General features: G+C 54.4%; 12 protein-coding genes and 2 pseudogenes. 6 read left to right on the top strand and 8 right to left on the bottom strand.

Annotated features, from left to right (window positions below; all coding sequences use genetic code 11):
- Positions 1-776 (top strand): annotated as a pseudogene (locus GEAM_RS23255) (MFS transporter); the annotation flags it as partial.
- Between the two features lie 44 nt (positions 777-820).
- Here the strand turns inward: GEAM_RS23255 and ddlA are convergent.
- Positions 821-1,918: a D-alanine--D-alanine ligase gene (ddlA, locus tag GEAM_RS04350; RefSeq protein ID WP_034788728.1), complete on the bottom strand. Its 1,098-nt coding sequence runs from the start codon at positions 1,916-1,918 to the stop codon at positions 821-823.
- Positions 1,919-1,965: 47 nt separating this feature from the next.
- Positions 1,966-2,295, bottom strand: a complete 330-nt coding sequence (locus GEAM_RS04345; RefSeq protein WP_034788726.1) for a DHCW motif cupin fold protein — start codon at positions 2,293-2,295, stop codon at positions 1,966-1,968.
- A 321-nt stretch (positions 2,296-2,616) separates the two neighbouring features.
- Here GEAM_RS04345 and GEAM_RS04340 point away from each other — a divergent pair, with 321 nt between their 5' ends.
- Positions 2,617-3,996, top strand: coding sequence for an NAD-dependent succinate-semialdehyde dehydrogenase (locus GEAM_RS04340; RefSeq protein ID WP_034788725.1), 1,380 nt, complete (start codon positions 2,617-2,619; stop codon positions 3,994-3,996).
- A gap of 70 nt (positions 3,997-4,066) precedes the next feature.
- Here the strand turns inward: GEAM_RS04340 and phnE (GEAM_RS04335) are convergent, their stop codons facing one another.
- The 4 genes from phnE (GEAM_RS04335) to phnC form a co-directional block, all read right to left on the bottom strand.
- A complete protein-coding gene (gene phnE, locus GEAM_RS04335) occupies positions 4,067-4,987 on the bottom strand; it encodes a phosphonate ABC transporter, permease protein PhnE (RefSeq protein ID WP_034788724.1) in 921 nt (306 codons plus the stop codon).
- Positions 4,987-5,850, bottom strand: a complete 864-nt coding sequence (phnE, locus tag GEAM_RS04330) for a phosphonate ABC transporter, permease protein PhnE (protein WP_034788723.1) — start codon at positions 5,848-5,850, stop codon at positions 4,987-4,989. The genes phnE (GEAM_RS04335) and phnE (GEAM_RS04330) overlap by 1 nt, the downstream gene beginning before the upstream one ends.
- 164 nt (positions 5,851-6,014) lie before the next feature.
- A complete protein-coding gene (phnD, locus tag GEAM_RS04325; protein WP_034788720.1) occupies positions 6,015-6,947 on the bottom strand; it encodes a phosphonate ABC transporter substrate-binding protein in 933 nt (310 codons plus the stop codon).
- A gap of 90 nt (positions 6,948-7,037) precedes the next feature.
- Positions 7,038-7,871, bottom strand: coding sequence for a phosphonate ABC transporter ATP-binding protein (gene phnC / locus GEAM_RS04320; RefSeq protein ID WP_034788717.1), 834 nt, complete (start codon positions 7,869-7,871; stop codon positions 7,038-7,040).
- 185 nt (positions 7,872-8,056) lie between these two features.
- On the opposite strand from phnC, the gene dld reads away from it, so the two are divergent.
- Positions 8,057-9,760, top strand: a complete 1,704-nt coding sequence (gene dld, locus GEAM_RS04315; protein WP_034788714.1) for a D-lactate dehydrogenase — start codon at positions 8,057-8,059, stop codon at positions 9,758-9,760.
- A gap of 69 nt (positions 9,761-9,829) precedes the next feature.
- Here dld and GEAM_RS04310 read toward each other — a convergent pair whose 3' ends face one another.
- Positions 9,830-10,420 (bottom strand): Yip1 family protein, encoded by a 591-nt coding sequence (locus GEAM_RS04310; protein WP_034788711.1) that lies wholly within the window; start codon positions 10,418-10,420, stop codon positions 9,830-9,832.
- A 285-nt stretch (positions 10,421-10,705) separates the two neighbouring features.
- Between GEAM_RS04310 and GEAM_RS04305 the strand changes: the two genes are divergently transcribed.
- The 3 genes from GEAM_RS04305 (at position 10,706) to GEAM_RS23585 (ending at position 12,643) form a co-directional block, all read left to right on the top strand.
- Positions 10,706-11,746, top strand: coding sequence for an aldo/keto reductase (locus GEAM_RS04305; RefSeq protein WP_034788708.1), 1,041 nt, complete (start codon positions 10,706-10,708; stop codon positions 11,744-11,746).
- A 74-nt stretch (positions 11,747-11,820) separates the two neighbouring features.
- Positions 11,821-12,498, top strand: a complete 678-nt coding sequence (locus GEAM_RS04300; protein ID WP_034788705.1) for an aspartate/glutamate racemase family protein — start codon at positions 11,821-11,823, stop codon at positions 12,496-12,498.
- A 61-nt stretch (positions 12,499-12,559) separates the two neighbouring features.
- Positions 12,560-12,643, top strand: coding sequence for a small membrane protein YohP (locus tag GEAM_RS23585; protein ID WP_019105993.1), 84 nt, complete (start codon positions 12,560-12,562; stop codon positions 12,641-12,643).
- Between the two features lie 91 nt (positions 12,644-12,734).
- Here the strand turns inward: GEAM_RS23585 and GEAM_RS04295 are convergent.
- A pseudogene (locus GEAM_RS04295) lies at positions 12,735-12,986 on the bottom strand (D-alanyl-D-alanine endopeptidase); the annotation flags it as partial.

Genomic DNA, 12,986 nt, shown 5'->3' with positions numbered 1-12,986 from the left:
AGACGCTCATCTTCGCCGCGCAGGTGCTGCTCGGGGTGGGCGTGGGGGTGCTGATTTTCCCGCTGATCAATGCCGGAGGAATGTTGCTGCTCGACGCCCTGAGTTTTGTCGCCTCGGCAGTCCTGCTTTTGCTGGCGGCGCGGCGCTTTGTGCCGACGTCGGATAGTGCGCAGGCCAATGCCACAGCAAGCATTTCGGGGGAAATCAGCTGGCGGGCACTCTCGCCGCTGCAACGCCGCAGCCTGCTGATGCTGCCGATGCTGGCTACCGTCGGCACGCCAGCGATGTCGCTGCTGCCCGCGCTGGCCCAGCAGATTAAACCCGATGAAACCACCGGTTTCGCGCTGCCGCTGCTGTTCGCCCGCAGTCTGGGCCAGCTGTGCGGCCCGCTGCTACTTCCGGCAGACCGAATGCGGCAATACGCTGGGAATAACAGGCTGCTGGCGGCCTGCCTGATTATTTTTCTCGGCTGCTATCTGCTGATCCCGCCAATGTCCGCGTGGTATTTAGCGCCTCTGGGGATGATTTTTATCGCGCACATTGCCTCTAACGTGGTGTTCGCGCTGGCGACTTTCGGCATTTTACGTGAGTTTGACGCGCAAGCCGTGGCGTCGGCCAGTGCGATGGCGTGGCGTTGGCAATTAATGGCGGCGGGCGTGGCCTCGCTGATGGTGGCGGCACTGACGCAATACGGCGGGGCGATTATGGCGCTGGAGGTGATGTCGCTGGTCGGGCTGAGTACGGCAGCCGTCATCTTGTGGAAGTATCGACGCTAAGTCGGTCAACCTCCCCTACAATCAGGGGAGGTTTCACTGCGTGATCAGTTGGCCGAGCTTTTCAGCTGGCTGTCCTGTTGGTGCTGCTCTAGGGCCAGTTCGATCAATTTGGTGATCAAATCGCTGTAGCCCAAGCCGCTGGCGGCCCAGAGTTTTGGATACATACTGATATTGGTGAAGCCCGGCAAAGTATTGATTTCGTTAATCACCACTTCGCCCTGTTGGGTGAGGAACACGTCAACGCGCGCCATACCGCGACACTCTAAAACTTCAAAAGCCTGCAAGGCGATGGCGCGAATTCGGTCATTGGTTTCAGGGGATAAATCCGCCGGAACCGCCACCGAGGCGCCCTGCTCGTTAATGTATTTGGTGTCGTAAGAGTAGAACTCATCGTGCAGGATCACTTCGCCACAGACGCTGGCCTGCGGGTAGGCGTTACCCAGCACCGCGCACTCGATTTCACGGCCAACGATGGCCGACTCCACCAGCACTTTGTGGTCGAAATCAAAGGCTAAATCCAACGCGCGGGTATAGCTGGCGAGGTCGCTGACCTTGCTGACGCCAACCGAAGAGCCTTGGTTAGCGGGCTTGATGAACAGCGGCAGGCCGAGTTCTTCTGAGACTTTCTCAAAGGTCTGCTTAGCGCGGTTGCTACGCGTCACGGTGACAAAAGGCGCCACGTTGAGGCCCGCGTCGCGCAGCAGGCGCTTGGTGACGTCTTTATCCATGCTGACCGCCGAACCCAACACGCCAGAGCCGACAAAGGGAATGTTTGCCATGCGCAGCAGCCCTTGCAGCGAGCCATCTTCACCCAGCGTGCCGTGGACAATCGGGAAAATGACGTCCAACTGGGAAAGTGCGCTGGCGCTGTGAGTTTCAATCAGCTGATTTTCAGTCTGGCCGGGGATCAGCGCTACCTGATTATTGGACTTATTCAGCGCAATCAGCGACGGGTTTTCAGCATTGATCAAGTAGTTGCTGGCATCATTAATGTGCCATTCGCCTTTCTTATCAATGCCTAACAGCGTGACATCAAAACGATTCTTATCTATGGCATCCACAATATTCTTTGCCGACTGCAACGAGACTTCGTGCTCTGCCGATTTCCCGCCAAAAATGATGCCTACGCGTAATTTACTCACCACAGCTCCTCAAAAACATTATCTAAAGGGTTGTTACGACTGAAAAATCAGTCAACCACAAACAGCTTTGCGCCCAACGCGGTCGAGGACTGGTGCGCCTCTGCGTTGTCCGCCACCTGATAGCTCATGCCGGGCGTCAGGGTAAAGGTTCGCCCATCGTCAAGACGGGTCTGCAATTCACCTTCCAGACAGAACAGCACGTGACCTTTGCTACACCAGTGGTCCGCCAAATAGCCTGCCGAGTACTCGACGATCCTCACCCGAATATCGCCGAAATGCTGGGTCCGCCACTGCGCGACGCCGGTTTCACCCGCGTGCTCGGTTGGCTCAATCTGACTCCAGTCAGTGGTGCAAAACGGAATTGCAGCAAGCTTCATCGGCTTCTCGTTATCTGTCGGATCAAAAAGGAAATCCAGCATAAAAGTGAGCGCGGTTTTTATCAATCAATGTTGATTGGCTGGGTGAATATGAGTTGAAAAAGAGTTCAACGGGTCAATCAATGCGTTGGCTGCAAAGTTAAGTAAAGCCGATTTATCCGAAGGACGACCCTCAGGGCGTGCATGGCGCGGGCTGCGGAGCTTGGCGCAAAAACCGCCGATTCTAGAGTGTTGCCAAAGGTGACTCCCGTCCCAAAGCGCGATTTTATCGTCTAGGCTTAAGTCAGGTTTCACAAAAGCGTTATAAACAAGGAGTCATTTATGCCTTATCAAACGATTAATCCTTTCAATAACAAGCTTATCAAAGAATATCAAACACATAACGATCAGCATGTTGAACAAGCGCTGAGTGCAGGCCACGCCCTGTATAAGTCTGACTGGGCGCAGGGCGACATGCAGCAACGCCTAAAAGTGCTGCATAAACTGTCCGATATTATGTCTTCCAGAGTGGAAGAGCTGGCGAAAATCGTCAGCGTTGAGATGGGTAAACTGATTGAGCAGAGCCGCGACGAAGTGAAGCTGTGCGCGGAAATTGCCAAGTACTACGCCGACAACGCCGAAGAGTTCCTCAAGCCCGTTCCCTACAAATCCAGCCTTGGCGAAGCTTGGGTCGAGCACAGCCCGATTGGCATCATCATGGCGGTCGAGCCGTGGAACTTCCCGTTCTACCAGCTGATGCGCGTTCTGGCACCGAATCTGGCCGCCGGTAACAGTGTTATCGTCAAGCACGCCGGTATTGTCCCGCACTGTGCCGAAACCTTCGAGAAGTTGGTCAGCGAAGCTGGCGCACCGAAAGGCGCTTACACCAACCTGTTTATTTCACAGGATCAGGTGGCTGACATCATCGAAGATGACCGCGTACAGGGCGTTGCCTTGACCGGCTCGGAAAAAGCCGGTGCCGTGGTGGCCGCCAAAGCAGCCAGCAAACTGAAGAAATCGACGCTGGAGCTGGGCGGTAATGATATCTTCGCCGTGCTGGAAGATGCCGATATCGACCACGCCGCTAAAGCCGGGGCGCAGGCCCGTGTCGCTAACGCCGGGCAGGTGTGTACCGCCGCGAAACGCTTCATTATTCATGAGAAAGTCGCCGATGAGTTCCTGAAAAAATTCACCGAACACTTTAAAGCGCTGAAAATTGGCGACCCGCTCGACAGCAGCACCACGCTTGGCCCGCTCTCTTCAGCCGACGCGCTGAAAACCCTCACCAAGCAGGTGGAGCAGGCGGTGAAAAACGGGGCGAAGGTTCACGTAGGCGGTAAAGCCGTGGCCAACAATCCGGGTAATTTCTATGAGGCGACCATTCTGACTCATATCACCCGCGACAATCCGGCCTACTTCGAAGAGTTCTTCGGCCCGGTGGCGCAGATTTACGTGGTGAAAAATGATGAAGAGTTAGTGAAGTTGGCGAATGACTCCAACTACGGCCTTGGCGGTTCACTGTTCACCAAAGACATGAAGCGCGCCCGCAAGCTGGCAACACAAATCGAAACCGGCATGCTGTATGTCAACTCGCCGTCCGACACCGCGCCAGAACTGCCGTTCGGTGGCGTGAAACGCTCGGGCTTTGGTCGCGAGTTATCAGATTTGGGGATCAAAGAGTTTGTGAACCAGAAACTGGTCGTACTGACTGCGAAATCCTAGTTTAGCAGCCAGTAAAAAAGCCCTTTCTCCGTGCGGAGAAGGGGCTTTTTTTATGCTCAAGGCCTGACTTTTATGGCTTGTACAGCTCAATCGGCGGCTTCGGCTTTGGCGGCGCTTCGAATAGGTCGATATCTTCGCCATGAATGTATTTCGCGCGCAGAATAGAGGAAATTTTATCCATCGTCATCACGATCACCACCAGAATCAGAGTGATAAACATCACCACGTCCCAGTTCCACAAACGCATATTCTCGGCATACACCAGACCAATCCCCCCTGCCCCGACGAAGCCCAATACCGCCGCAGAACGGGTGTTGGACTCAATCTGGTACAGCGACAGCGCGAGGAAAGTCGGGAATGACTGGGTGAAGATGCCGAAGCGATGAGTTTGCAGCGGGTTGGCTCCCAAGGCGCGCAGGCCACGGCTCGGCGAGCGTTCCACAGCTTCGTGCCCTTCGGCATACAGCTTACCGAGCAGGCCAAGGTCTTGCAGAATAATCGCCAGCACGCCAGCCAGCGGGCCCATGCCGACGGCGCGGACAAAAATCAGCCCCCAGATCGCCATATCCAGACCGCGCAGGACGTCCAGAATGCGGCGCACCACCAGCGAAATCGGGCGCAGCACCGGCGTCGACATCACATTTCGCGCCGCCAAGAACGACAGCGGCAGTGCGAGGAAGGAGGCGGTGATGGTCCCGGCGAAGACAATCGCCAGCGTCATCACAATCTGCTCGAAGTAGTACATCAGTGGCCATTCGGAGAAGTTATGCCACACGAACATGCGCAGGAAATAGCGGCCAATCTCAGATGAACCATGAACCACGGCGGACCAAGGGATGCCGTAGAAAGTGAAAAAGTAGATGTAATACAGCGTGATAAGCACGGCGAAAGCGCCGAGATAGCGCAGATAGCGGCGCTGGGCGGAAAACAGTTTTGGGTTATCGCGCTTGATATTGGCGATAGCCGATGGTGCAAGAGCTTCAGTCAGCATCAGAACGTGCCCTCTACCGCGAGTTTACGCAGCTTGCCGGATAAAAAGTCCATAATCGAAACCACCAGAATGATCAGCAGCAGCGTCATGCTGACTTGGTCGTAACGGTCAAGTTTGATGGAAGTCATCAGCTCTTGGCCGATACCCCCTGCCCCGACCAGCCCGAGAATGGTTGACTGGCGGAAGTTAATCTCCAGACGCATAAAGCTGTAGGAGAGGAAAATCGGTTTGACCTGCGGCCAGAGGGCAAAGCGCATACGCTGCAAACGCCCGGCGCCGCAAGACTTCAAGCCGCGAACCGGTTTGTCAGAGGCGGTTTCAATCGACTCATAAAACAGTTTGGTCAGGCTGCCTACGGTGTGCAGGGTCAGGGCGATAAAGCCCGGAATAGCCCCGACGCCGAACGCCATGACGCACATCACCGCCCACGCCAGCTCGGGCATGGTGCGCAGGAAAGCCACAAAGGTGCGAATACTAAATTTGAGCCATTTCGGCGAATCAGTGTTGCTGGCGGCCATAAAAGCCAGCAAGGTGGCGAGCGCGGTGGATAAAATCGTCGATGAGATCGCCAGTTGAATAGTTTCCCAAATCAGCGGCAACTGAATATTCAGACGGTATCCCCAATAAGCCAGCGAACCTTCAGTGTGACCATCGGCAAACAGTTTTGACCAGTGCAGTACCGGCACGGTTTCGCCAATGTAATCGAAGAAGTGTGGAGCAGAGAAAAATACGGTTTTCAGATTGAGTTCAGAAACATTGCCGGACCATAAATAGAGCAGCAGCATTATTCCCGACCATACCAGCGCTTCACGTTTTTGTTTGCCGCGAATCTGCTGATAATAACGATTGAAGTCTTTATTCAAAATAATGATTCCGTATTTCTATCGATATTAAAGAGTAAAATATATGCAGGCGTTATTGTCGCAGGCAATTTGGATGCGGCCAGCGCGCAGGATCCGCAGCGTACATAAAGTACGTGAGGGATCCGAGCACTGCCCGCATTCAAAGTGGCAAGCAAAATAGCCTGTTAGCGAGAACCCTTCGTTAATTCACGCTTCATGTCGATAATCTGTTGATATTCTGCCAGTGAAGTTTCACCAATATGCATGGTGCCGCCGACGGCTTTAACGAAGCAGGCGTGGTCGCTGGTGTCCAATTTCTTAATTGCGGCAACCAGTTTGGCTTTGAAATCAGTTGGCAGGTCACTACGCACTAAGATTGGGCCGTTTGGAATTAACGGAGATTCCCAAATAATACGAATTTTCTTCATCAGGTCCGGGTGATCCATGCGGATCATACGGTTGAACGCGCCAGAGGTGTACCCAGTTTCGCGGTCGCCAATCATGGAAGCCCAGGTCACTGCGCCAGCGAATTGGCCATTCAGTACGCCAAGAATGTCCTGCTCGTGGCCGCCTGAGAAGGTGACGCTAGAGAAGAAGTTGTTGTATTTGTTATCAGTATTACCGCCAAACTCTTTCTTGAAGGCTTGGTTAGGGATCAGGTAACCCGAGGTGGAATCTGGGTCAGCGAAACCAAACGCCGTGCCTTTCAGGTCAGACAGCTTCTTGTACGGGCTGTCGGCTTTTACCACCACGATAGAGTGGTAACCGCGAGATTTGTCGGTGTCATCAATAGTAATACCCACCAAATCGACGGCTTTCGGGTTATTTAAATAAACCGATGCGTAAGATGAAGGTGACATGCTTAATACCATGTCAACTTTCCCGCCTAATAAGCCCTGAATAACGCCTGAATAGTCAGAAGAGTTACGCAGTTTAGTATCTACATTTAATTCTTTATCAAAGAAATCTTTCACACACTGATTATCGCCGATCTGCTGAGTCGCATTCTGACCACCCAGAATACCCAGATTTAATTCTTTTGGCGCATCTGCTGCCATGCTGTGCATTGCGGTAAAAGTACCTGCCACCAATACCGCCAGACGTAATAACTTCTTCATGTAATAATGACCTTGTGTAGATGGAGAGAAAGTTGAAATAAATAAAAACAATGAATATTACAAACTACTTATTGTGACGAATAAATAAGATCAATGAGATGACTCGCCGTCTTCGCCATACAGCTGGTGCAAGATGGAATCATTTAAATCATCAGGATGCCCGTCGAAAATAATCTGCCCTTTGGCAATACCAATTACGCGGGTGCAGAAGTCTTTCACCAGCTCAACCGAGTGCAGGTTGACCATCACGGCGATGTTCTCTTCGCTCACCTTCTTCAACGCGTTCATGATGCGCAGCGTGTTTTTCGGGTCCAGCGAGGCCACCGGCTCATCGGCCAGCAGAATTTTTGGATTTTGCATTAATGCGCGGCAGATGGCGACGCGCTGCATCTGCCCGCCGGACAGGTTCTCCGCGCGCTGCAAGGCGTGCGGCAGCATATGCAACCACTCGAGCAGCGAGATGGCGCGAGCGCGGTCTTCATCGTCGAATTGGTTGAAGAAAGATTTGAAAGTAGAAGTCTGGCTGAGGCGGCCCAACAGCACGTTGGTCAAGACGTCTAGACGAGGTACCAGACAGAAATCCTGAAAAATCATGCCACAGCCTGAACGCCAGCGGCGCAGCGCTTTGCCGGTCAAACCTGCCAACTGCTGCTGTTCGCCATTTTCGTAATGACAAACTACGCTGCCGTCAGACAGAGGAATGGTGCCGTTCAGCACGTGCAGCAAGGTTGATTTACCGGCACCAGAGCGACCGATCACCGCCACGAACTCACCGGCATGCAGGTCAAAATTGATGTCATTCAGAACGCGCTGTCCTGATTTGTAGGATTTAACCAATCCTTTAACGTCTAAAACTTTGTTCTGTTGCAGCGTGCGGGCCTGTGGATATTCGGCCTGTGCCAGCTTAAGTTGAGCTTGCGCCATGGTGCGTTCTCTCGGTTGCCTACAGATTCTGGCAATCATTAAGCGGGAGTTTTGTGACACATTGATGATGCTTTAATAACCATCCCATGACGTTCAAATATGAACCCTTCCTTTAATATCATTTAAGCCTATGATTATTCAGGGCAGCAATTTTGACCCTCTGGGTAAAAAGTGAGGAATAGGACATGAGCATTCATCAGGATAATCAGACGCTGATCACACGTCTGAAAGAGATCGTCGGCTACCGCCATGTACTCACCGGCGACAGTAATACCGAGCGCTACCGCAAGGGTTTTCGCTCCGGCGGCGGTAAAGCCTTAGCGGTAGTGTTTCCGCAGACCCTGCTCCAGCAGTGGCAACTGCTCAAGGCCTGCGTCGAGGCTGACAAGATTGTCATTATGCAGGCGGCCAACACCGGGCTGACCGAAGGCTCGACGCCGAGCGGCGATGATTATGACCGCGATATCGTCATCTTCAGCACCCTCAAGCTCGACCATATTGAACTGCTCGACGGCGGCAATCAGGTGATTGGCTTCCCCGGCAGCACCTTATATAAGCTGGGAAAAATCCTCAAACCTTATGGCCGCGAGCCGCATTCGGTGATTGGCTCCTCCTGTATTGGCGCGTCGGTGGTCGGCGGTATCTGTAATAACTCCGGCGGATCGCTGGTCAAACGCGGCCCGGCCTATACCGAAATGGCGCTCTACGCGCAGATTGATGAGCAGGGACAGTTGCAGCTGATTAACCACTTGGGAATTGAACTGGGCGACACGCCAGAGCAGATCCTCACTCGGCTGGAGAAAGGCAATTTCAGCGCCAGCGAAGTGCATCACGACCAGCGTTTGGCCTCTGACCATGACTACGCTGAGCGCGTGCGCGACGTCGATGCCGACACCCCTTCTCGCTTCAATGCCGACCAGCGCCGCCTGTTTGAGGCCTCCGGCTGTGCGGGCAAGCTGGCGGTCTTTGCCGTGCGTCTGGACACCTTCCCGGCGGAAAGCCAGCAGCAAGTTTTCTATATCGGCACCAACAGCACCGCGGTGTTGACCGAGCTGCGCCGCCAGATTTTGGGCGATTTCAAAAACCTGCCGGTGGCCGGTGAGTACATGCACCGCGACATTTTTGATATCACCGAAGTCTACGGCAAAGACACTTTCATGATGATCGACAAGCTCGGCACCGACAAAATGCCGGACATGTTCAGCGCCAAGGGCAAGTTTGACGCCCACGCCAGCAAGGTGCCTTTCCTGCCGAAGAACTTTAGTGACCGCGTGATGCAGTGCATCAGCAAAGCATTGCCGAACCACCTGCCACCGCGCATGAAGAAATACCGCGACCGCTACGAGCATCACCTGCTGTTAAAAATGTCCGGTGACGGCATCGCCGAGGCGCAAAGCTTCCTCGCCGAGTTCTTTAAACAGCACGAAGGCGACTTCTTTGTCTGCACTGACGAAGAGGGCAAGAAAGCCTTTCTGCATCGCTTCGCCGCAGCCGGGGCCGCCGTGCGCTATCACGCGGTGCACGAAAAAGAAGTGGAAGACATTCTGGCGCTGGACATCGCCCTGCGCCGCAATGACCGCGACTGGTTCGAAACGCTTCCGGCTGAAATCGACAATCAGTTGGTCGCCAAGCTCTACTACGGCCACTTTATGTGTCACGTTTTCCATCAGGATTACATCGTCAAGAAAGGGGCCGACAGCAAGAAGCTCAAGCACCAGATGCTGGAAATCCTCGACGCGAAAGGTGCGGAGTACCCCGCCGAGCACAACGTCGGGCATCTCTATATCGCCAAGCCGCATCTGAAAGCCTTCTATCAGCAAGCTGACCCGACCAATAGCTTCAACCCCGGTATTGGTAAAACCAGCAAGCTTAAAGGCTGGCGGGAATAGCCATTTCGCAGGCATAAAAAAGGCAGGGATGAGGATTCGCCTCTCCCTGCCTCAACGCGTTACATCAGGTCAGAACAGCTTCGCGCCATAACCCCACATCAACACGGTCAGAGCCAGCAGCAGCTCGAGCACTAGCACGCCCATTGCCAGCGTCGAGCTGGAGAACAGGAAGCCTTCGCGGTGGTCAATATTGAGGAAGTTAGGAATGCCGAGATACAGCAAATAGCCGCTGTAGCACAGGCCAATTAGCCCGACGAACAGGCACAGCCAGACCATCGGATAGAGCGCCACGATGCCGCTGAGGAACATCGGCGTCGCCACATAACCGGCGAAGACGATACAGCTATTGAGCGAAGGCCGGCTGTCATAGCGGCGAGCCATCCAGTAGATGATCCGCCCCATCAGCGCGACCGCGCCGAGCATCAGCACATAGAAAATTACGGCGATATAAGAGGCGGTGAACATGGAAACAATCAGGCGCTGACCATCGCCAAAGTTCCATCCCAATTGGGTGGTCCCGATAAAGGAACACACCACTGGGATCAGCGCCATAAGCAATACGTGGTGAGAGTAGACGTGTGAGACGGTTTCCCGCTCGCGCTGGATTTGTTGCAATTCTGGACCGGGACGGGACATCAGTCCCCAGACATGATTGACCATGGTACACCCCCATAAACGCCGGAAACCGCCAACGGCGCGGGTGATAATGTCCTCCGGCATGCAGCGTAACAAGGCATGTCACAAGCATTAAGAAGGTGGCGGCCTGAGTTAATTATAGTTCGCCCTGTTTTTTCTGCCCGTCGAGCAAACAAATCTTTTTACAAATCCGTAACAAGATAAGGCAGAAATTCCCCTCCCGCCGGTTGCCGTTGGCCTGATGAGCGCTAAGATAGGAACAGTGTTTCAAATCTACCCTACAAAAACCTATCAAGATAAGGAGACATCATGCCGTATCAGGCAAGCCCTTCCCGTTACGAGAACATGCAATATCGCTACTGCGGCCGCAGCGGGCTGCAGCTGCCCGCGCTGTCACTCGGCCTGTGGCACAACTTCGGGCATATCAGCGCGCTGGAGTCCCAACGCGACCTGCTGCGCAAAGCCTTTGATTTAGGTATTACCCACTTCGACTTAGCCAACAACTATGGTCCGCCTCCGGGGTCTGCCGAGGAGAACTTTGGCCGCCTGCTGCGTGAAGATTTCGCCCCCTATCGCGATGAACTGATCATCTCCACCAAGGCCGGTTATGACATGTGGCCGGGCCCGTACGGCTCCGGCGGCTCGCGCAAATATCTGCTCTCCAGCCTCGACCAAAGCCTGCAACGCATGGGGCTGGAGTATGTCGACATCTTCTACTCCCACCGCGTTGACGAAAAAACGCCGATGGAAGAGACGGCCTCGGCCTTGGCCCACGCGGTGCAGAGCGGCAAGGCGCTGTATGTCGGCATCTCCTCTTACTCGCCGGAGCGCACGCAAAAAATGACCGAGCTGTTGCGCGAATGGAAAATCCCGCTGTTAATCCATCAGCCTTCTTACAACCTGCTCAACCGCTGGGTGGATAAAAGCGGGCTGCTCGACGTGCTGGAAGAGAGCGGCACCGGCTGCATCGCCTTTACCCCGCTGGCACAAGGGCTGCTGACAGGTAAATACCTCAACGGTATTCCTGACGGTTCGCGGATGCAGACCGAAGGCAAAAAGGCGCGCGGCCTGTCAGAGAAAATGCTGACCGAGGAGAACCTCAACAGCCTGCGCCTGCTCAACGAGATGGCGCAAAAACGCGGCCAAAGCATGGCGCAGATGGCCCTGAGCTGGCTGCTGAAAGATGATCGCGTGACCTCGGTGTTGATTGGTGCTAGCCGACCAGAGCAGTTGGAAGAGAACGTCGCGGCGCTCGGCAACCTGCACTTCACCGCCGAAGAGTTGGCTGCCATTGATAAGCACGTGGCCGATGGCGAACTGAACCTGTGGCAAGCCTCGTCCGATAAGTAAGCCCCACCGCCCCGCTCCGTGGCTTGCCGCCGAGCGGGTTTTCCTCCTTTATATTGCCTATCTCGGAGCCTCTATTGCGCATCGCCTGCTTACACACTGCCGAAAGTAATATTGCTATTTTTGATGCCGCCGCCGACGCGCTGGGGATCTCTCCCGACCAGCTCACGCACCACGCGCGCCCTGACCTGCTGGCCGCCGCCGGACAAGCCGGTGGGCTGACGCCAGAAATTGGGCAACAAACTCGTGAGATATTGCTGAGCTTGGCCGAGGGCGCCGACCTGATCCTGCTCACCTGCTCGACGCTGGGGCCAGCCGCCACCGAGGCCAACGCGCTGCTCGACATCCCGGTCTGGCGTGTTGATCGGGCCTTGGCCGAGCAATCCATGGCAACGGCGGGCAAAACGCGCGTGCTGTACGCCGCCAAAACTACCCTCGGGCCGACCCAGCGTCTGTTCGAACAGGTGGAGCACCACCCACAGGCCGAAGTAGAATTTGAATGGGTAGAAGGTGCGTGGGACAACTTTTTAGCTGGCAACATTGCCGGATATTTGCAACGCATTGCAGCGCAGGCTGATGTGGCGTTTCAACAGGGAGTTGAGCGCGTGGCGCTGGCACAGGCTTCCATGACCGGCGCGGGGAATTTGACTCAGTTCGGCACGCCGCTTTCCAGCCCAATTTGTGCCCTGCGCGAGGCAATCCAGTTTTTGCGAACTCCGCAAACGCAGCAAAATTCCCAATCCTGTCTATACTGAATGAAAGATATCAGCGGTTTAGAGATTTCTTTACATTCATTATCTTGTTGAGGGACTGCGCATGAAAATTATTCTGTGGATCATCGCCATTATCTTTATCGTCGGCTTACTGACCCTGACTGGCGTATTTAAACTGATTTTCTGATCGTCAGTTCTGCTAGAAATCGATAACAAAAAAGCGGCGTTGCTGGATGGCAACGCCGCTTTTTTTTATGACTAATTGAGCTTCGGCAACCTTAGTCGTCGGCCTCTTCCACGCTCGGCTGAGAACGCTGTTGGTCCTTCGCTTTACGGTAGGTTTTGGCAATTTGCGGCACAGGCACGCTCTTGCCGGTTTCCATCCAAGTGCGCAGACGGTTGGCATCCGCAAAGGCGGTGTATTTGCCGAACGCGTCCATCACCACCAGCGTCACCGGCTTACCATTAATGGTGGTGCGCATCGCCAGACAGTGACCCGCCAAATCGGTATAACCGGTTTTGGTCAGCTG

Origin of the sequence: Ewingella americana ATCC 33852 (assembly GCF_000735345.1) — a bacterium.
In the GTDB taxonomy this organism is placed as follows: Bacteria; Pseudomonadota; Gammaproteobacteria; order Enterobacterales; family Enterobacteriaceae; genus Ewingella; species Ewingella americana.
The sequence above is the reverse complement of the archived record's forward strand: the minus strand, read 5'-3'. Positions and strand labels throughout refer to the sequence as shown.

Excerpts from the sequence above, each read along its gene's own strand:
- GEAM_RS04310 (WP_034788711.1), bottom strand. The coding sequence starts at position 10,420 with ATGGTCAATCATGTCTGGGGACTGATGTCCCGTCCCGGTCCAGAATTG.
- phnC (WP_034788717.1), bottom strand. The coding sequence starts at position 7,871 with ATGGCGCAAGCTCAACTTAAGCTGGCACAGGCCGAATATCCACAGGCC.
- phnD (WP_034788720.1), bottom strand. The coding sequence starts at position 6,947 with ATGAAGAAGTTATTACGTCTGGCGGTATTGGTGGCAGGTACTTTTACC.
- dld (WP_034788714.1), top strand. The coding sequence starts at position 8,057 with ATGAGCATTCATCAGGATAATCAGACGCTGATCACACGTCTGAAAGAG.
- GEAM_RS23585 (WP_019105993.1), top strand. The coding sequence starts at position 12,560 with ATGAAAATTATTCTGTGGATCATCGCCATTATCTTTATCGTCGGCTTA.
- GEAM_RS04305 (WP_034788708.1), top strand. The coding sequence starts at position 10,706 with ATGCCGTATCAGGCAAGCCCTTCCCGTTACGAGAACATGCAATATCGC.
- phnE (WP_034788724.1), bottom strand. The coding sequence starts at position 4,987 with ATGCTGACTGAAGCTCTTGCACCATCGGCTATCGCCAATATCAAGCGC.
- GEAM_RS04345 (WP_034788726.1), bottom strand. The coding sequence starts at position 2,295 with ATGAAGCTTGCTGCAATTCCGTTTTGCACCACTGACTGGAGTCAGATT.
- GEAM_RS04340 (WP_034788725.1), top strand. The coding sequence starts at position 2,617 with ATGCCTTATCAAACGATTAATCCTTTCAATAACAAGCTTATCAAAGAA.